At 69.5% G+C, this 16,725-nt stretch carries 21 protein-coding genes; 9 read left to right on the top strand and 12 right to left on the bottom strand.

The features are described 5' to 3' along the window. The first annotated feature begins 25 nt into the window (after window positions 1-25). The 4 genes from JW792_RS02065 to JW792_RS02050 all read left to right on the top strand — a co-directional run bounded on the left by JW792_RS02065 (window position 26) and on the right by JW792_RS02050 (window position 2,643). The gene (locus tag JW792_RS02065) at window positions 26-553 is read left to right on the top strand and encodes a hypothetical protein (protein WP_135994315.1); all 528 of its coding nucleotides are present in this window, start codon (window positions 26-28) and stop codon (window positions 551-553) included. 89 nt (window positions 554-642) lie between these two features. Then, complete coding sequence (locus tag JW792_RS02060) at window positions 643-1,476, top strand: hypothetical protein (RefSeq protein WP_135994316.1); 834 nt, start codon at window positions 643-645, stop codon at window positions 1,474-1,476. After that, window positions 1,473-2,372, top strand: coding sequence for a M23 family metallopeptidase (locus JW792_RS02055; protein ID WP_135994317.1), 900 nt, complete (start codon window positions 1,473-1,475; stop codon window positions 2,370-2,372). The genes JW792_RS02060 and JW792_RS02055 overlap by 4 nt, the downstream gene beginning before the upstream one ends. Before the next feature lie 88 nt (window positions 2,373-2,460). After that, window positions 2,461-2,643, top strand: a complete 183-nt coding sequence (locus JW792_RS02050; RefSeq protein WP_135994318.1) for a hypothetical protein — start codon at window positions 2,461-2,463, stop codon at window positions 2,641-2,643. A gap of 258 nt (window positions 2,644-2,901) precedes the next feature. On the opposite strand, the gene JW792_RS02045 is transcribed toward JW792_RS02050, so the two are convergent. From JW792_RS02045 to JW792_RS02010, 8 genes are all read right to left on the bottom strand, one after another. Next, on the bottom strand, window positions 2,902-4,434 hold the full coding sequence (locus JW792_RS02045) for an acyl-CoA carboxylase subunit beta (protein ID WP_135994319.1): 1,533 nt from the start codon (window positions 4,432-4,434) through the stop codon (window positions 2,902-2,904). A gap of 87 nt (window positions 4,435-4,521) precedes the next feature. Further along, window positions 4,522-5,265, bottom strand: coding sequence for an ATP12 family chaperone protein (locus JW792_RS02040; RefSeq protein ID WP_135994320.1), 744 nt, complete (start codon window positions 5,263-5,265; stop codon window positions 4,522-4,524). Between the two features lie 96 nt (window positions 5,266-5,361). Continuing rightward, the gene (locus JW792_RS02035) at window positions 5,362-5,679 is read right to left on the bottom strand and encodes a hypothetical protein (RefSeq protein WP_135994321.1); all 318 of its coding nucleotides are present in this window, start codon (window positions 5,677-5,679) and stop codon (window positions 5,362-5,364) included. Window positions 5,680-5,727: 48 nt separating this feature from the next. Beyond that, window positions 5,728-6,429 (bottom strand): HAD-IA family hydrolase, encoded by a 702-nt coding sequence (locus JW792_RS02030; RefSeq protein WP_135994322.1) that lies wholly within the window; start codon window positions 6,427-6,429, stop codon window positions 5,728-5,730. Beyond that, window positions 6,426-7,409, bottom strand: a complete 984-nt coding sequence (locus JW792_RS02025) for an RluA family pseudouridine synthase (protein WP_135994323.1) — start codon at window positions 7,407-7,409, stop codon at window positions 6,426-6,428. Before JW792_RS02025 ends, JW792_RS02030 begins: the two co-directional genes overlap by 4 nt. Beyond that, window positions 7,406-7,792, bottom strand: a complete 387-nt coding sequence (gene crcB, locus JW792_RS02020; RefSeq protein WP_135994324.1) for a fluoride efflux transporter CrcB — start codon at window positions 7,790-7,792, stop codon at window positions 7,406-7,408. Before crcB ends, JW792_RS02025 begins: the two co-directional genes overlap by 4 nt. Before the next feature lie 40 nt (window positions 7,793-7,832). Then, window positions 7,833-8,657, bottom strand: a complete 825-nt coding sequence (locus tag JW792_RS02015; protein WP_135994325.1) for a PIG-L deacetylase family protein — start codon at window positions 8,655-8,657, stop codon at window positions 7,833-7,835. Window positions 8,658-8,716: 59 nt separating this feature from the next. After that, complete coding sequence (locus tag JW792_RS02010) at window positions 8,717-9,097, bottom strand: TonB-dependent receptor (RefSeq protein ID WP_135994326.1); 381 nt, start codon at window positions 9,095-9,097, stop codon at window positions 8,717-8,719. A 282-nt stretch (window positions 9,098-9,379) separates the two neighbouring features. Between JW792_RS02010 and JW792_RS02005 the strand changes: the two genes are divergently transcribed. Further along, complete coding sequence (locus JW792_RS02005; RefSeq protein WP_135994327.1) at window positions 9,380-9,964, top strand: YceI family protein; 585 nt, start codon at window positions 9,380-9,382, stop codon at window positions 9,962-9,964. 3 nt (window positions 9,965-9,967) lie between these two features. On the opposite strand, the gene JW792_RS02000 is transcribed toward JW792_RS02005, so the two are convergent. Continuing rightward, window positions 9,968-11,260 (bottom strand): replication-associated recombination protein A, encoded by a 1,293-nt coding sequence (locus JW792_RS02000; RefSeq protein ID WP_135994328.1) that lies wholly within the window; start codon window positions 11,258-11,260, stop codon window positions 9,968-9,970. Window positions 11,261-11,302: 42 nt separating this feature from the next. Here JW792_RS02000 and JW792_RS01995 point away from each other — a divergent pair, with 42 nt between their 5' ends. Continuing rightward, complete coding sequence (locus JW792_RS01995) at window positions 11,303-11,725, top strand: VOC family protein (protein ID WP_135994329.1); 423 nt, start codon at window positions 11,303-11,305, stop codon at window positions 11,723-11,725. Here JW792_RS01995 and JW792_RS01990 read toward each other — a convergent pair. The 3 genes from JW792_RS01990 to thiS all read right to left on the bottom strand — a co-directional run bounded on the left by JW792_RS01990 (window position 11,722) and on the right by thiS (window position 14,277). Next, window positions 11,722-13,158 (bottom strand): DegQ family serine endoprotease, encoded by a 1,437-nt coding sequence (locus JW792_RS01990; protein ID WP_135994330.1) that lies wholly within the window; start codon window positions 13,156-13,158, stop codon window positions 11,722-11,724. The two genes, JW792_RS01995 and JW792_RS01990, sit on opposite strands and share 4 nt — an antisense overlap. A 110-nt stretch (window positions 13,159-13,268) precedes the next feature. Further along, complete coding sequence (locus tag JW792_RS01985) at window positions 13,269-14,063, bottom strand: thiazole synthase (protein WP_135994331.1); 795 nt, start codon at window positions 14,061-14,063, stop codon at window positions 13,269-13,271. Window positions 14,064-14,067: 4 nt separating this feature from the next. Next, window positions 14,068-14,277, bottom strand: a complete 210-nt coding sequence (gene thiS / locus JW792_RS01980; protein WP_241095032.1) for a sulfur carrier protein ThiS — start codon at window positions 14,275-14,277, stop codon at window positions 14,068-14,070. A gap of 96 nt (window positions 14,278-14,373) precedes the next feature. On the opposite strand from thiS, the gene aroQ reads away from it, so the two are divergent. Genes aroQ through accC form a run of 3 tightly spaced genes read left to right on the top strand, consistent with a single transcriptional unit; the run spans window position 14,374 to window position 16,718 of the window. Continuing rightward, a complete protein-coding gene (gene aroQ, locus JW792_RS01975; protein ID WP_135994332.1) occupies window positions 14,374-14,811 on the top strand; it encodes a type II 3-dehydroquinate dehydratase in 438 nt (145 codons plus the stop codon). A 33-nt stretch (window positions 14,812-14,844) separates the two neighbouring features. Further along, the gene (gene accB, locus JW792_RS01970; protein ID WP_241095031.1) at window positions 14,845-15,354 is read left to right on the top strand and encodes an acetyl-CoA carboxylase biotin carboxyl carrier protein; all 510 of its coding nucleotides are present in this window, start codon (window positions 14,845-14,847) and stop codon (window positions 15,352-15,354) included. Between the two features lie 17 nt (window positions 15,355-15,371). Beyond that, window positions 15,372-16,718 carry an acetyl-CoA carboxylase biotin carboxylase subunit gene (gene accC, locus JW792_RS01965; protein ID WP_135994333.1) on the top strand — a complete coding sequence of 449 codons (1,347 nt, stop codon included), beginning with the start codon at window positions 15,372-15,374 and terminating at the stop codon, window positions 16,716-16,718. Window positions 16,719-16,725 lie beyond the last annotated feature (7 nt).

The following is a 16,725-nucleotide window of genomic DNA, read 5'->3' as shown; positions in this document are numbered from 1 at the left end:
CGCCGCCCGTGGAGGGTCTGACGCCATGAAGCACGTGCTGACACTCGCCCTTCTTCTCTTCGCCGCAGGCACCGCCGCGGCGCAGGACACAGCTATCGACTGGGAGGGCGCGCGGGCCGACGCCGCGGGCGCGCAGGCGAACGCCATCGCCTGGCCGGTCAACCGCCCCCGCGAGGTGCTGGACGAGGTCGCCCTGCCCGTCCTGCTTCCCGCCCTGCCCGAGCCGGTGCTCTCGCGTCCGGACGGGCCGGCCGGCGTGCTCTTCTTCACGCGCCCGGCCCAGTACACGGCGAGCTTCGTGCTGGGACCGGCAACGCTGGAACTCACCGGCATGGCATCGGCCCGGCGCGCGCACAGCGCGGCCGCGGGCGTGCCCGACATCACCCGCACCGAGGCGGGCCAGGATGCGAACTTCTCCCGTTACGGGGCCGGCTACACCCTCTCGATCAGCTGTGCCGATCCGGACGCCGATCCGCGCTGCACCGATCCGGATTTCGCCCGGCACGTCGTGGATCATCTCGCCGTGGCAGGGGGAAGCGGGCTCAGACCCTGATTTCGCTGGAGCCGGGCACCCGGTCCGTGTTAACCTTTTGGCGTGCGCATGGGACAGGCAAGGGGGCGGGCCGCCAGGCCCGGGGCTTCATGAGATCACGCGCTTTCCTGACCGGGCTCGCCGCCGCACTGGCCGCGGCGCTGGCTGTGCCGGCCGCCACGGGCCAGACGCAGCAGGAACTCCCGCCGGAACTCCAGCCGCAACGCTTCGACCAGCTGCGCCAGATCGACCCCGAGATGCTGCGCCAGCTCGAACTCAATCGCGACCAGCTCCTGCGGCTGCAGGAGACGCTCGCCCAGGAGGGTACGGTCGAGGACCAGCTCGAGCGCGATGCGCGCGGGCGCGAGCTGAGGCGCATAGACTGGCAGCGCACGCGCGAGGACCTGGCCGTCCAGCTGCAGCGCCAGTCGCGCGCGGGCACGCTCACCACGGCGCCCTCGCCGCTCGAGACCGCGCCGCCCGCCATGCCGCGCAATGTGCAGGCCGACGAACTCGTCCGGCCCCGCCTGCCGCTGCTGCTGCCGGAGACTTTGGACGCCTATACCCATGCGGACATGAGCGAGCGGGGCATGCTCGTCTTCCCGCGCGACCAGTTCTATTCGGCGACCTATCACCATGACGGGATGATGTTCGAGGTGTCCGGCTCGCGCATCGTCGCCGCCGAGATCTCCGACCCCCGCGCGATACGGCTCTGGCAGGCCCTGCGCGGGGAGGACGGGCTTACCCTGACGCGGACCGAGACCGGCCTGTCGGCGAGCTTCACCCGTTACGGCGCTGCCTACGACATCCAGGTCCACTGCGTCGACCCGGACGCCGATCCGCGCTGCCGCGACCCGGAAACGATCCGCAACGTGGCGCGCCGTCTCGTCATCGCCGGCGGATCGCCCGACGGCGCCTATCTCGATCCGGAGGGACCGCGATGAGCCGCCAGCGCGACTACATCCTCGCCGCCATCGTCGCCGGAGCCGGGTTCACGGCGCTGGTCATCTGCCCGGGCTGCGGCACGACGCCGCCGGAGACACCGCCGGCCGAGGAGCCCTCGCCCGAGCCGGACCCCGCGCCGGAACCCGAACCGGAGCCGGAACCGGAACCGGAACCCGAGCCGGAGCCGGAACCCGAGCCGGAGCCGGAGCCGACGGACTTGTATGGCGAGGCCTTCACCTACAACCCGCCGGGCGACCTGGTTCCGGGCTCGGGCACCGGCCAGACGGAGCAGGAAAACTACGTTCCGGACATGCGCTTCCCGATCGAGCTGCCGGCGGCCTATGCCAACAGCCAGGTCTGGGGGCCGGGCGGCTCGCAGGGGCCGGGCGGCTGGCAGTGCGACGCGAGCGCATACAGCTATCCCTGGAGCGACAATTTCTGCGAGACGCGGGGCTATGCGACCCCGTTCTGCCCGTCCGGCACCGGCCATCAGGGACAGGACATCCGTCCGCCGTCCTGCCCGCCGACGACGCCGGACGACCAGGACGATTTCTGGGCCGTGGCGACCGATGACGGGGACATCACCGGCATCAACGGCCATGTCCTGTCCCTGCTCGGTGAGGACGGCACGCGCTATCTCTATCTCCATCTCGACCCGGCGACGCTGCAGGTCGAGGCCGGCGACAGCGTCACGCGCGGCGACAGGCTGGGTGTGGTGTCGAATTATTTCGGGGGCACGCCCACCACCTATCACCTGCATTTCGAGATCCGCCAGAGCGTGGATATCGACGGCGAGCTGACGCAGACCCCGGTGCCGCCCTACGTGACGCTGGTGGACGCCTACGAGCGCCTGATCGCCGGCGAGGACGGCAGCTTCCCGCCGCCGCCGGAGTAGCCGCCGGCCCCGACCCCCGCCGGCGACTGCGGCACGAGTCATGCGCGGTATGACCGGTCTTCGTCCCGTTTCGGGAAAGGATCGGATCATGACGCGCGTGTTCGCACGGCGGCTCCTGCTCGGCGCCTCGGCGCTGCAGATCGGCGGCGCCGGCCTGGTCCAGCTGGCCGCCCTCGGCCGCGGCACGTTCGATCTCCACATCGCCGCCGGGGCCGGTGCCCTGGCCCTCGGCGGGCTGATCGCCCTGCTCGTGGCGCGCGCGCTGCGTTGAGGGGCAGCCCGGAATGAGGGGGGGCGCGGGCGGGCATGGGTGGCCCGGTCGGACCGGGCCATGACAGGGATGATGGACTTTATCCTCCCCCCTTGAAGGGGAGAGGCGTTACCCGCCCAGCAGGCCTGGCTTCGCCATTTCTCGGCCGATCCCCCGCTTCCCGGCCCCGGATCGGGTCCGGAGCAAACTCCAGCCGGGACCCAGAGGCTGTGAGTGCGTCATCTCAGGCCGGCGCCCGCCCTCTCCCGGGCAGAGGGCTCACAACGGCAAGTTATCGTGCTTCTTCCACGGATTGGTGAGGTTCTTCTTTCTCAGCGTCCGAAGCGCCTTGATCAGCCGCACGCGCGTGGAGCGCGGCTGGATGACGTCGTCGAGATAGCCGCGCGAGGCGGCCACGAAGGGGTTGGCGAAGCGGGATTCGTATTCCCTGACGTGCTCGGCCATCTTCTCGGGATCGTCGAGGTCCTTGCGGAAGATGATCTCGGCGGCGCCCTTGGGACCCATCACGGCGATCTCGGCGGTCGGCCAGGCGTAGTTGATGTCGCCGCGCAGGTGCTTGGAGGCCATCACGTCATAGGCCCCACCATAGGCCTTGCGGGTGATGACGGTGAGCTTGGGGACGGTGGCCTCGGCATAGGCGAACAGGAGCTTGGCGCCGTGCTTGATGAGGCCGCCATATTCCTGCTTGGTGCCGGGCAGGAAGCCGGGCACGTCCACGAAGGTGACGATCGGGATGTTGAAGGCGTCGCAGAAGCGCACGAAGCGCGCGGCCTTCTTCGACGCGTCGATGTCGAGCACGCCGGCAAGGCTCATCGGCTGGTTCGCGACGAAGCCGACGGGCTGGCCTTCGAGGCGCCCGAAGCCGATGACGATGTTCATCGCGTAGTCCGGGGCGAGCTCGAAGAAATCGCCCTCGTCGGCCACCTTCCGGATCAGCTCCTTGATGTCGTAGGGCTTGTTCGGGTTGGGCGGGACGAGCGTGTCCAGGCTCGCCTCGATGCGGTCGGGGCTGTCATAGCTCGGCCGCCGGGGCGCGCTCTCGCGGTTGGACAGCGGCAGGAAGTCGACGAGGCGGCGCATCTGGGTCAGCGCCTCGATATCGTTCTCGAACGCGCCGTCGGCGACGCCGGACTTCTTCGCGTGCACGCTCGCCCCGCCGAGCTCCTCGTGGGTGACGACCTCGTTGGTGACCGTCTTCACCACGTCCGGGCCGGTCACGTACATGTAGGAGGTGTCCTTCACCATGAAGATGAAGTCGGTCATGGCCGGGGAATAGACATCCCCGCCCGCGCACGGGCCCATGATGACGGAGATCTGCGGCACGACGCCGGAGGCGAGCACGTTTCTCTGGAAGATCTCGGCATAGCCGCCGAGCGCGTCGACGCCCTCCTGGATCCGCGCGCCGCCGGCATCGAAGAGGCCGAGGATCGGCGCGCCGTTCTTCAGCGCCGCGTCCTGGACCTTGCAGATCTTGCGCGCGTGGGCGAGCGAGAGCGAGCCGCCGAACACGGTGAAGTCCTTGGCGAAGATGTAGACCAGGCGCCCGTTGATCGTGCCCGAGCCCGTGATCACGCCGTCGCCGGGGATCTTCTTCTCCTCCATGCCGAACTCGGAGCACTGGTGCTCCACGAACATGTCGAATTCCTCGAAGCTGCCGTCGTCCAGCAGAACCTCGATGCGCTCGCGCGCGGAGAGCTTGCCCTTCTCGTGCTGGGCCTGGACGCGCTTCTCCCCGCCTCCGGCCCGCGCCGCCCTGCGCTTGGCATCGAGTTGTTCGAGGACCTCTTTCATCGGCGTTCGCTCCGGCAAGATTCCTGGTTCAGCGCTGGTTAGCACCGGGGGCAGCGGCGGGCAAATGGGGCGGTGCGGCGGAGCGGCTCAGCCCACCCCCGCCTCGTCGAGGGTGCGGAACAGCACCTCGCACGCCAGCAGATCGCGCTTGCGGTTTTCCGCCGCCTCGGCCGCCTCGGCGTCCTCGCCCCAGCGCCCGGCCTGGTAATGCTCGTCCACGCGGGAGGCATCGAAGATGGCCAGCCCCGCGCCCTCGCCTTCCAGCAGCGCGAAGCCCAGCACCGCCGAGCCCAGGAGCGGCACCGCGCTCGCCAGGCCGGTCAGGCGCCAGTCGTCCAGCGCGAGGGCGCGCGTCTCGAGCGCGGCGATGGAGGCCTCCGGCTGCTCGATCGGCAGCAGCGTTTCGGCCCGGTTGAGCGGGGCGTCGAGCGCGCTCGCCGCCCACTCGAGCCAGGGATCCCAGGCCGTGGCCTGCAGGGCGGCGAGTTCGCCTTCTTCGGCGCGGTAGCAGAGAAGATCGGTGCGGGCATACCGGGCGATCTCCGCGGCGGCCGGCGCCCTCACCTCCCCCATCCGGTCGATGGCGAGGTGGGCCAGGCGCGTCAGGGGCATGGTGAAGGGGTCGATCTGCTTTTCCTGCGCCGCCCATTCCGCGCCGATCGCCTCGGCGAGCGGTTGGCAGGGAGCGGCCAGGGGCTTTCGCGCCGGGGTCTTCACGGGCCGGCCGTCGAGCAGGATGCGCCAGCCCTCCTCGCTCGCCGCGACGCTGACCGTGGAATAGAACCGCCTGGGCAGCGGACGGTTCTCCGCTCTCGCCTTCGACATGGACATGGGGGACGGGCCTCGCGCGGGACTGAAGATGGGGGCTAGATGGACGCGCACGGCCAGGCGGTCAATGGCGCGGGCGGGCGCGCGCTCAGGTCTCGCTCACGTCTCGCCGGTTTCCGGATAGGGCCCCTCGCCGTCATCGCCGTGATGGTAATGGTGGTGTACCTCCCCGCTCCCGGTCCGGCCGGTTTCGGCGAGCGCCTTCAGGCTCGCCTGGATGTCGAGCAGGATGACCATGATCCCCGTTACCAGAACCGCCGCGAAGAACCCGGCCAGAAGGCCGAGCGCGCCGCCGAACCAGACCTCGTAGCCCTGCTGCTGGGCGAGGCGCGCGCCCAGCAGCATCCCGGCGAGCGTGACGGCCAGGAAGACGAAATAGACCAGGAAGCGGAAGGTCGCGATGATGAAGCCGGCCATGGAAGCTCCGCGCTGCTGGGGCCGGCCCGCGGCGGGCCGGCAACAGGGTCAACGCGCGAGCCGGCCGGGGGCTCCGATGCCGTCTGCGAACGCGTCGAGCGCGGCATTGAGCGCGTCGTAATCGTGATGGATCTCGTGCGCGCCGCCGGCCTCGATCTCGTCCGGTGTGTGGAAGCCCCACGCGACCCCGACGGCGCGGGCCTTCGCGTTGCGCGCCATCTCCATGTCGAAGCTGGTGTCCCCGATCATCACGGTCGCCTCGGCGCGCGCGCCCACCTCGGCCATGGCGTCCAGGACCATGCGCGGATGGGGCTTGCCGGGACCGGCATCGACGGTCTGCAGGGTCTGGAAATACCTGTGCAGGCCGTGATGGGTGAAGACGATGTCGAGCCCGCGCCGGGCCTTGCCGGTGGCGACGCCGAGCAGCCAGCCGGCATCGGCGAGGCGCTCGACGGTCTCGCGCGCGCCGGCATAGAGCGGCTCGGAAAAGCCCTCCTCGGCGCGCTGCTCGACGAAGGCCTGCTTGTAGAAGGTCGCAAGTTCGGGGATGCGCTCGGCCGGGTAGTCGGGCGGGGCGAGGCGCAGCACCGCCTCGGTCAGCTCCAGCCCGACGATGGTGCGCACGCGGTCGTATTCGATGCCGCCGAGCCCGGCGCGCGCGAACGCCCGGTCCATCGCGCGGTGGATGACCTCGCGGCTGTCGACGAGCGTGCCGTCGACATCGAAGATGGCGAGCTTCGGGTCGCTCACTCCAGCACCGCCTCGACGGCGGAGAGATCGGCGCGCGGGCCGAGGCCCAGCGCGTCGAAGGTGTCGATCATGTGCGCGGGCAGCCCGGCCTCGATCACCAGCGGCTTCTTTCCCGGGCGCGGGATCTCGAGCTTTCGCGCATGCAGGTGCAGCTTGCGCGACAGGCCCTCCGGGGTGGGGATGTCGCAGACATATTTCCCGTCGCCGAGAATGGAATGGCCGGCGGCGGCCATGTGCACGCGCAGCTGGTGGGTGCGGCCCGTCTCCGGGCGCAGGAGCACCCAGCTGACACGCCGGCCGGCCTCGTCGGCGACGGCATAGCGGGTCAGCGCGTACTGCGCGCCCTCCTCGCCGTGGCGGGCGGGCACCATCATCTCGCGGTCGCCCTCCCCGCCGGAGGACTTCTTCATGAAGCCCTTGATCTCGCCGACCCTGGGCGCCGGCACGCCGAGGCAGACCGCCCAGTAGGTCTTCTTCAGGTCGCGGCCCTGGAACAGCTTCGACAGGCGCTTGGCGGCCTGGGCGGTCTTCGCCACGACCAGCACCCCGGAGGTGTCCTTGTCGAGCCGGTGCACCAGGCGCGGGCGCTCCTCGCCCCGGCCGAAGGCGTCGAGCAGGCGGTCGAGATGGTGGGTGACCTTCGAGCCGCCCTGCACGGGCAGGCCGGGCGGCTTGTTGAAGGCGATGATCTCCTCGTCCTGGTAGATCACCAGCGAGCGGGCGAACGCGGCATCCTCGCGCGAGAGGGAGGGGGTTTCCTTCAGCTCGCCGGGATCGGGCAGCGGCGGCACGCGCACGCTCTGGCCGGGCTGCAGGCGGTCCTCCGGCTTCACGCGCGCGCCGTCGACGCGCACCTGGCCCTTGCGCGCGAGCTTGGCCACCAGGCCGAAGGGCACGTGGGGAAAGCGCCGCTTGAACCAGCGGTCGAGGCGGATATCGGCCTCGTCCTTCGTGACGGTGAGGTTTTGCACGCCGCTCATGGGGAAAAGATCTGCCTTGCGATCAGGAGGCCTGCCAATACCGCAAGCACGGACACGATCACAGTGCCGGCCGCATAGGCCCCGGCGAGCAGGACCATCTTGCGCTCGGCCATCACCACGACGTCGAGGGCGAAGGCGCTCATCGTGGTGAAGGCGCCGAGAAAGCCGACCCCGAGCGCGAAGCGGATCTCGGTCGCGTCGGGCCGCCCGGCCTGCGCCAGCCAGCCCACCAGCAGCCCGACCGCCAGCGAGCCGGCGACGTTCACCGCGAACGTGCCGTACGGGAACTCCGGCCCCAGCAGGCGCAGGCCGGCCTGGTTGACCAGGTGACGGGCGACCGCGCCCAGCGCTCCGCCCATCGCGACGAGGAGGATGTGGTTCATGGGGGTGAGGGTTAGGGCGCGGGCGCGGAGGTGGCAAGGCTCAACGCAGCCCCTCCCGCCCCTCATCGGCAAACGCGTAGTACTCCCGTGTCCACAGCGCATACATCAGCCAGGGCGGCATGCCGTACACGGCCTGGAGATATTCCGACTGGCTCTCGTGGATCGCCCAGGCGCGGCGCTTGTCGCGGGCGGGGGCGGGGACGGCGAAGTCGGGATCGGGCTGGAGCGCCGCGATGCGCGCCCCGTTCTCCCCGCCGAACCGGGTCAGCGCCGGGCGCGGGGCGAGCACGTAGACGAGGCCGATCTCCCGGCCGGAGCGGGCGACGGCCTCCCGCGCGGCGCGCCCGATCGTCATGTGGTCGGGATGCAAGGAAATGGCGCTTTCGGGATGGAAGCTGACGAGAATGTCGGGTCCGGCCGCCTCGATCTCGGCCAGCACCCGCGCGACGAGGTCCTCGAAATCGCGGGCCGCCAGCCGGCCGTCGCCGAGGTCCTCGACGACATGGCGGTTCACCCCGATGGCGAAGCCGTGCTTTCGCGCCTCCCCCTCGCGCACCACGCCGAGATGGGCCTGGTCGACGACCGGAGGATATTGCGTGCCCGCCTCCCCGCGCGTCGCGGTGAAGAGCGCGACGTGGAGCCCCTCCTCCACCGCGCGGCGCATCAGGGCGTTGGCGGTGATCTCGTCGTCGGGATGGGCGAAGACGAAGAGCAGGCGCTCGGCGCCGAGGTCCTCGCGCACGCCCTTCAGGCGCTCCACGCCCGGCTCGGCGACCATGGCCCGGCCGATCAGGACCGCCGCCAGCACGGCGAGCAGGAGAGCGGCCGCCGCCGCGGCGATGGCAATGAGGGCGATGCGTCTCACGGGCGTCCTCCGGCTCTTGCGAGCGCCAGTCTAGCGCGGGAAGAGCCGGAGAGAAGGCGTCAGGCGGCCTGCTTGCCCCGCAGCGCCTGGACCAGCACCAGCACCACCGACAGGATGATCAGCATCGCCGAGATGCCGAGCACCGGGCCGAGCGTGCTTTCCGGTGCGATCGCGCCATAGAGCATGTAGAGCGACACGATCATCACCGCCGCCCCGACATGGTGCAGAAGTGTCTGGATCCAGGCGAGCAGGCCCTGGACCAGCGCGAAGGCGCGGTAGATCAGCGCGAAGAGGATCGGCAGCACCCCGCCCACCAGCATGATGTGGGCGTGCGTGACGTGCTGGCTGTGATCGCCGACCCGGCCCATGTGCTCGCCGAGCCCCATGCCGAGAATGAGCCAGACGAGGCCCAGCAGAAGATTGATGCGTTCCGGTTTCATGTGCGTGCGTCCCTGTCCATCAGCGACGGCTCCCCAGCCGTGACGGGAACAGGGATAACGCTGCGTCACGTGGTCGCACAAACGGAAATTGGATCCGTCGGTCCAATTCCCATTCCGATCCCGGCGTGACCTGCGCGCTGGAGGCTTGCCCAGCGGAGCTCGCCGGGATGTACGGGAAGGCGCGCTGAAGCTTCACGCAGATGTGAAGACCCTTGCAGGAGAGTCATTTCCCAGGGCCGAGCGGCCCTCGTACGGTGTCGGTCGATCACCAGGGGGAAGACCATGAGGACCGCACTCGGACTGCTCGCCTGCATTCTCGCGGCCCCGTCCGCACTTGCCGATCCGGTCGCCTACGAGATCGATCCCGGCCATACCCACGTCCTGTTCGCGGTCGAGCGCTTCGGCTTTGCCGACACGATCGGCATATTCCCCGACAGCGAGGGCGTGATCCGGCTCGATCGCGAGGATCCGGCGGCAAGTTCGGTGTCCGCCCGCGTGCGGACGGCCTCGGTCTGGACCGGGCTCGACGCCCGCGACAACGCCGTGCGCGGATCGTCCTGGCTGGACATCGCCACCCATGGCGAGATCGTCTTCGAATCCACGCAGGTCGAACTGCTCGACGACGTCTCGGCGCGCGTGACCGGCAACTTCACCCTGCTTGGCGTCACGCGCGAGGAGACGTTCGACGTGACGCTGAACCGGATCGGTCCGGACGTCTCGCGCGGCGGCCGGGAGGGGGCGGGCTTCTCGATCACCGGCGAGATCAGCCGGTCCGACTACGGGCTGGATACCGCGATGAACCTCGTCGGCGATCGGGTCGGGATCCGCATCGAGGTGCTGGCGCACCGGGTGGACGCACAGGACTGAGGCCTACGTTCTCAGCTTCCCCCAGCGCTCCAGCCGCTCCTTGATCGCGGCCTCGCGGCCGACGTCCTTCGGCGCGTAGAAGCGCGGGCGCTCCATCTCCTCGGGAAAGTAGTTCTGGCCCGAGACACCGCCCTCGACGTCGTGGTCGTAGCGATAGCCCTTGCCGTAGCCTTCCTCCTTCATGAGCCTCGTCGGCGCGTTCAGGATGTGTTTGGGCGGCATCAGCGAGCCAGTCTCCTTCGCGGCGCGCTGGGCGGCCTTCCAGGCGGTGTAGACGGCGTTCGATTTCGGCGCGCTCGCGAGATGGACGACCGCCTGGGCGAGCGCGAGCTCGCCCTCGGGGCTGCCGAGGAAGTCGTAGACGTCCTTCGCCGCCAGCGCGGCGTGGACGGCCGTGGGGTCGGCAAGGCCGATATCCTCGTTGGCCATCCTCACGATGCGCCGTGCGAGATAGAGCGGGTCCTCGCCGCCCGCGAGCATGCGCGCGAGCCAGTAGAGCGCGGCGTCGGGGTCCGACCCGCGCACCGATTTGTGCAGGGCCGAGATGAGATTGTAATGCTCCTCGCGGTCCTTATCGTAGACCGGCGCGCGGCGCTGCAGCACGCCGGACAGGTCGGCCAGGCCGAGAGGCGCATCCGGCTGCAGCGCAAGCACCTCCTCGGCGAGATTGAGCAGATAGCGCCCGTCCCCGTCGGCCATGGCGATCAGCCCTTCGCGCGCGTCGGGCGTCAGCGGCAGCTCGCGACCCTCCAGCCTCTCGGCGCGGGCCAGCAGCTTCTCCATCGCCTCGGCGTCGAGGCGCTTGAGGACCATGACCTGGCAGCGCGACAGGAGCGCGGCATTGAGCTCGAAGCTCGGATTTTCCGTCGTCGCCCCGACGAGCGTGACCACGCCCTCCTCCACCACGGGCAGGAAGCCGTCCTGCTGCGCCCGGTTGAAGCGGTGGATCTCGTCGACGAACAGCAGCGTGCCCTTGCCCGCGGCGCGACGCGCGCGGGCGCGGTCGAAGGCCTTCTTCAGGTCCGCGACGCCGGAGAACACGGCCGAGATCGCGTCGAACTCGAGCCCCGCCTCGTCAGCGAGCAGGCGCGCGATCGTGGTCTTGCCCACGCCCGGCGGCCCCCAGAGGACGATCGAGGAGAGACGCTTCTGGGCGACCATGCGCCCGAGCGGGCCGGCGGGCCCCAGCAGGTGGTCCTGTCCGACGACCTCGTCGAGACTCTGCGGGCGCAGCCGGTCGGCGAGCGGCCGCGGCGCGCCGCTCTCAAGGCCGGCGGATTGAAACAGATCGGTCATCGGCGCACTTTGCCACGACAGAGCGGTGGAAGGACAACGGCCATGCAGTCATTCGGCGACGAGACGAGAAAGAGCCCGGACGGCGGGGTCGCCCCGCACCTGACCGTGGTCGGCGGGCTCGACGCCATCACCTTCTACCGGCAGGCGTTCGGCGCGAAGGAAATCTACCGCCAGATGGCCGAGGACGGGAAGCGGGTCATGTATGCGCGCCTCGAGATCAATGGCGGCTCGGTGATGCTGCACGACGACTTTCCCGAGATGCGCAAGGGCGAGCTGAAACCGCCCGCCGGCGTGGTCCTCCATCTCCAGGTCGACGCCGCCGATGCCTGGTTCGAGCGCGCGGTGAAGGCCGGCGCCACCGCGACCTATCCGTTGCAGGACATGTTCTGGGGCGACCGCTACGGCCACGTCAGAGACCCTTACGGGCATACCTGGTCGATCGCCTCGCCGCTGAAGCGTGCCTAGAGCCGCAGCGTGCGCGCGAAGCGTTCCCCGCCGCGCACGATCTCGACCGGCCAGTGGGCGTCGTTGTCGTAGCGCTCCAGCACGCGGTCGAGATCGTCGAGCGTCTCGATAGCCTCGCCCTGGATTTCCAGCACCCGGTCGCCGGGCTGGAAGCCGTAATAGGCCGCAGCGCTGCGCCGTTCGACGCCCGTGACCATGATCCCCTCCAGGAAGGTGTCGATGCCCAGGCGCTCGTTGAGCGCGGGCGACAGCTCGACGACCTGGGCGCCCTGGAGCGGGTTGCGGCCGCGCACCCTGACCGGCTCGGCATCGCGCTCGCCCGGCGCCGGGCGCGCCTGGACGGGCAGCGTGCGCCGCTCCCCGTCACGCAGCACGGTGACCTCGGCCTCGTCGCCCAGTGAATGGGTGGCGAAGCGGAAGCGGATGCCGGTCTCGTCGTTCACCTCCACCCCGTCGACCTCGACGATGATGTCGCCGCGCCGAAGGCCGGCCTCCTCGGCCGGACCGCCGGGCCAGAGCTCGGAAACGATTGCGCCGCGCGGCCGGTCGAGGCCGAGGGACTGGGCGAGATCGCTCGTCACCGGCTGCAGGCGCGCGCCGAGCCAGGGCCGGATCAGCTCCTCGCCCGACAGCGCCGCCTCCACCACGGTGCGCACCATGTCGGCGGGGATGGCGAAGCCGATGCCGTGCGAGCCGCCGGAGCGGGAGAAGATCGCCGTGTTCACCCCGATCAGCTCGCCGTCCATGTCCACCAGCGCGCCGCCGGAATTGCCCGGGTTCACCGCCGCGTCGGTCTGGATGAAGAAGGAATAGTCGGAGATCCCGACATCGGTGCGCGCGAGCGCCGAGACGATGCCGCTTGTCACGGTCTGGCCGACGCCGAACGGGTTGCCGATGGCCAGCACCAGATCGCCCACCTCGGCATCGCCGGCCTCGTCATAGGGCAGCACCGGCAGCGCCTCGCCGGCGTCGATGCGCAGCACGGCGAGGTCGGTGCGCTCGTCGGCGAGCAGGAGCTCGGCATCGAATTCGCGCCGGTCGGCGAGCACGACGCGCAATTCCTGGGCACCCTCCACGACGTGGTGGTTGGTGACGATGATGCCGGAGGGATCGACGATCACGCCCGACCCGAGCGAGCCGACCTCGCGCTGGCGGGTCTGGGGACCGAAGAAACGCTCGAAGAAGGGATCGCCCGCGAAGGGCGAGCGCTGCGCCACGACGCGGCGCGAATAGACATTGACGACCGCCGGCGCCGCCTCGCGCACGATCGGGGCGAAGGAGAGCTGCATGTCCGCCCGGCTGTCCGGCACCGCGCGGTCCGCGTGGAAGCTCTGTTCCGGCGCCCCGTCCAGCGCCTGCGGCTCCTCCTGCGCGCAGGCGGTGGCGGCAAGGCCGAGCGCGAGGCTCAGCGCGGCAAGCAGCGTTCGGGCCATCGGATCATCCTTCCTCGCATGTCGAAACCGGCACCCATTTAGGAAACCGGACGCGACGTGAACAGGCCATGAGACGATCATGGCCGAATTTTAACGCGGGAGAGGGTCGGTCAGATCAGTCCGGCGAGCGGGCTGGAGGGATCGGCGTATCTCTTCTTCGCCATGCGCCCGGCGAGATAGGCCTCGCGGCCCGCGATGACGGCGTGCTTCATCGCGCGCGCCATGCGCACCGGATCCTTGGCCTCGGCGATGGCGGTGTTCATCAGCACCCCGTCGCAGCCGAGCTCCATCGCCACGGCGGCGTCCGAGGCCGTGCCGACGCCGGCATCGACGATGACCGGGACCTTGCTCTGCTCCACGATGAGGCGGATATTGACCGGGTTCTGGATACCGAGCCCGGAGCCGATCGGCGCGCCGAGCGGCATGATCGCGCAGCAGCCGATCTCCTCGAGCTTCTTCGCGTAGACCGGGTCGTCGGAGCAATAGACCATCACCTCGAACCCGTCCCCGATCAGCATTTCGGCGGCGCGCAGCGTCTCGGCCATGTCCGGGTAGAGGTGCTTGGGATCGGAGAGGACTTCCAGCTTCACGAGGTTCCAGCCGCCGGCCTCGCGCGCCAGGCGCAGCGTGCGCACGGCGTCCTCGCCGGTGAAGCAGCCTGCGGTATTGGGCAGGAAGACGTACTTGTCCGGGTCGATGTGGTCGACGAGCCGGTCCTGACTCCTGTCCGACAGGTTCACCCGGCGCAGGGCGACCGTGATCATCTCGGCGCCGGAGGCTTCGAGCGCACGCGCGTTCTGGGCGTAGCTCTGATACTTGCCGGTACCGATGATCAGGCGCGAATTGAGCGTCCGGCCTGCCACGACCAGCGGATCGTTCGTCTTCACCGCATCGCTCGCATCCATGGGTCTAGCCTCCTCCGACGAACTGCACGATCTCCAGCCGGTCGCCGGCCTCGATCTCGATCTCGTCATAGGCCGAGCGCGGCGCGATCTCCAGATTGCGTTCCACCGCGACCTTCCTGGGATCGAGCTCGAGCTCCTCCAGCAGCCCCTTCAGGGTGAGCCCGGCCGGAAGATCGCGCGGCTCGCCGTTTATGGTGACAGTCATTGCGGTCATGGACGCGACTTTTCTTGTTTCCTACCGGCTTCACGTCGTAAAACCGCGGCCCGCAGTCAAGGCGCGCCGCGCCTTCATGCGCATGAGGACTGCCTGATGCCGAAGCCGATCCACATCCTGAACGGACCGAATCTGAACCTTCTCGGCACCCGCGAGCCGGAGATCTACGGCCGCGAGACGCTGGCCGACATCGAGGCGCGCTGCGCCGAGGCGGCCGGCGGGCTGGGCCTGGAGATCGTGTTCCGGCAGACCAATCACGAGGGCGAGCTGGTCGACTGGATCCAGGCCGCGCGCGAGGAGGCGAGCGCGGTGATCCTCAACCCGGCCGCATACGGGCATACCAGCGTGGCTTTGCACGACGCTTTGAAAGCGCTAGAGGTGCCGGTCATCGAAGTTCACCTCTCCCAGCCGGCCGCGCGCGAGCCGTTCCGGCACCACTCCTACGTGACCGCGGTCTGCGATGGTGCCATCTCGGGCTTTGGCGCGTTGGGTTATGTGCTAGGGATCAAGGCCGCCGCCGATCTGATCGCCTGAGGGCGCGGCTTTGGACAGAGACAATAGAAGGGCATGGCATTCATGGCATCGAACCCGTCCACCCAGAGCGACTCCAAGCTCGCCCGGGATCTGGCGAAGATCCTGCGCGATTCGGAGCTGACCGAGATCGAGCTCGAGCGCGGCGAGCTGCGCATCCGCGTGGCGCGCGAGATTCACGCCGCGCCGGTGACCTATGCCGCCGCCCCGGCGCCCGCGCCGATGCCCGCGCCCGCTCCGGCGCCGCAGGCGGCCACCGCCACGCCCCCGGAGACGCCGGCCCCGGCCCGGGCCGCCGACGCGGCGAGCCATCCCGGCGTGGTCAAGTCGCCCATGGTCGGCACGGTCTATCTCAAGCCCAACCCGGAATCGGCCAACTTCGTCTCGGTCGGCGACAGCGTGAAGGAGGGTGACACCATCCTCCTGATCGAGGCGATGAAGACCTTCAACCCGATCACCGCGCCGGCCTCCGGCAAGGTGAGCGAAATCCTCGTGGAGGATGGTCAGCCGGTCGAGTACGGCGAGCCGCTCTTCATCATCTCCTGATCGCGGGCGGATACGAGATGTTCGACAAGATCCTCATCGCCAATCGCGGCGAGATCGCGCTCCGCATCCACCGGGCCTGCCAGGAAATGGGCATCAAGACGGTCGCGGTGCATTCGGAAGCCGACCGCGACGCGATGCACGTCAAGCTCGCCGACGAGAGCGTGTGCCTCGGCCCGCCTCCGGCCGGGCGGTCCTACCTGCACATCCCCTCGATCATCTCCGCGGCCGAGATCACCGGCGCGCAGGCGATCCATCCCGGCTACGGCTTCCTGTCGGAGAACGCGCGCTTCGCCGAGATCGTCGAGGCGCACGACCTCGTCTTCATCGGTCCCAAGCCCGAGACGATCCGCCTGATGGGCGACAAGATCACCGCCAAGAAGGCGGCCGCCGATGCCGGCATCCCCGTGGTGCCCGGTTCTGACGGCGCGATCGAGGACATGAAGGAGGCGCGCCGCATCGCCAAGGAGATCGGCTTCCCGGTCCTCATCAAGGCGGCCGCGGGCGGCGGCGGGCGCGGCATGAAGGTCGCCGAGAACGAGGCCAGGCTCGAGCATGCCCTGCAGACCGCCTCGACCGAGGCCAAGGCCGCGTTCGGGGACGGTTCGGTCTATATCGAGAAATATCTCGGCAAGCCGCGCCATATCGAGATCCAGGTCATGGCCGACCAGCATGGCAACGTGATCCATCTCGCCGAGCGCGACTGCTCGCTGCAGCGCCGTCACCAGAAGGTGCTCGAGGAGGCCCCCTCCCCGACCCTGACGCCGCAGGAGCGCGCGCGCATCGGCAAGACCGTCACCGACGCGGTCGGCGAGATCGGCTATCGCGGCGCCGGTACGGTGGAGTTCCTCTACGAGAACGGCGAGTTCTACTTCATCGAGATGAACACCCGCCTGCAGGTCGAGCACCCGGTGACCGAGGAGATCACCGGCATCGACCTGGTGCGCGAGCAGATCCGCGTCGCGGCCGGGGAGAAGCTCGACGTCGCCCAGGAGGACGTCCGTGTCGAGGGTCACGCCATCGAGTGCCGCATCAATGCGGAGAACCCGTTCACCTTCACCCCCTCGCCGGGCAAGGTGACCGACTTCCATGCGCCGGGCGGGCCCGGCGTGCGCCTCGATAGCGGGCTCTATGCGGGCTATTCCATTCCGCCCTATTACGACAGCCTGATCGGCAAGCTCATCGTGCGCGGCCGCAACCGCCCGGAAACGCTGCTGCGGCTGAAGCGGGCCCTGCAGGAAATGGTCGTCGGCGGGGTGGAGACGACGATCCCGCTGCACCTTGAACTTCTCGAGCAGCCCGAATTCATCAGCGGGGACTACCACATCCGCTGGCTGGAAAGCTTCCTGGCCGGGCGGGCCAAGTAAGGAGACG

The sequence above is a fragment of the Marinicauda algicola genome, assembly GCF_017161425.1.
Lineage (GTDB): Bacteria > Pseudomonadota > Alphaproteobacteria > Caulobacterales > Maricaulaceae > Marinicauda > Marinicauda algicola.
Note: the sequence above shows the minus strand (reverse complement) of the source record. Positions and strands in the feature narration are given on the sequence as shown.

Bases quoted from the DNA above. Each gene is read 5' to 3' on its own strand.
- JW792_RS02060 (WP_135994316.1), top strand. From the start codon at position 643: ATGAGATCACGCGCTTTCCTGACCGGGCTCGCCGCCGCACTGGCCGCG.
- JW792_RS02055 (WP_135994317.1), top strand. From the start codon at position 1,473: ATGAGCCGCCAGCGCGACTACATCCTCGCCGCCATCGTCGCCGGAGCC.
- JW792_RS01990 (WP_135994330.1), bottom strand. From the start codon at position 13,158: ATGGCCCGAACGCTGCTTGCCGCGCTGAGCCTCGCGCTCGGCCTTGCC.
- JW792_RS02035 (WP_135994321.1), bottom strand. From the start codon at position 5,679: ATGGCCGGCTTCATCATCGCGACCTTCCGCTTCCTGGTCTATTTCGTC.
- JW792_RS02065 (WP_135994315.1), top strand. From the start codon at position 26: ATGAAGCACGTGCTGACACTCGCCCTTCTTCTCTTCGCCGCAGGCACC.
- JW792_RS01985 (WP_135994331.1), bottom strand. From the start codon at position 14,063: ATGGATGCGAGCGATGCGGTGAAGACGAACGATCCGCTGGTCGTGGCA.
- JW792_RS02040 (WP_135994320.1), bottom strand. From the start codon at position 5,265: ATGTCCATGTCGAAGGCGAGAGCGGAGAACCGTCCGCTGCCCAGGCGG.
- JW792_RS02000 (WP_135994328.1), bottom strand. From the start codon at position 11,260: ATGACCGATCTGTTTCAATCCGCCGGCCTTGAGAGCGGCGCGCCGCGG.
- accB (WP_241095031.1), top strand. From the start codon at position 14,845: ATGGCATTCATGGCATCGAACCCGTCCACCCAGAGCGACTCCAAGCTC.
- aroQ (WP_135994332.1), top strand. From the start codon at position 14,374: ATGCCGAAGCCGATCCACATCCTGAACGGACCGAATCTGAACCTTCTC.
- JW792_RS02045 (WP_135994319.1), bottom strand. From the start codon at position 4,434: ATGAAAGAGGTCCTCGAACAACTCGATGCCAAGCGCAGGGCGGCGCGG.
- accC (WP_135994333.1), top strand. From the start codon at position 15,372: ATGTTCGACAAGATCCTCATCGCCAATCGCGGCGAGATCGCGCTCCGC.
- JW792_RS01995 (WP_135994329.1), top strand. From the start codon at position 11,303: ATGCAGTCATTCGGCGACGAGACGAGAAAGAGCCCGGACGGCGGGGTC.
- JW792_RS02050 (WP_135994318.1), top strand. From the start codon at position 2,461: ATGACGCGCGTGTTCGCACGGCGGCTCCTGCTCGGCGCCTCGGCGCTG.
- JW792_RS02005 (WP_135994327.1), top strand. From the start codon at position 9,380: ATGAGGACCGCACTCGGACTGCTCGCCTGCATTCTCGCGGCCCCGTCC.
- JW792_RS02025 (WP_135994323.1), bottom strand. From the start codon at position 7,409: ATGAGCGGCGTGCAAAACCTCACCGTCACGAAGGACGAGGCCGATATC.
- crcB (WP_135994324.1), bottom strand. From the start codon at position 7,792: ATGAACCACATCCTCCTCGTCGCGATGGGCGGAGCGCTGGGCGCGGTC.
- thiS (WP_241095032.1), bottom strand. From the start codon at position 14,277: ATGACCGCAATGACTGTCACCATAAACGGCGAGCCGCGCGATCTTCCG.
- JW792_RS02010 (WP_135994326.1), bottom strand. From the start codon at position 9,097: ATGAAACCGGAACGCATCAATCTTCTGCTGGGCCTCGTCTGGCTCATT.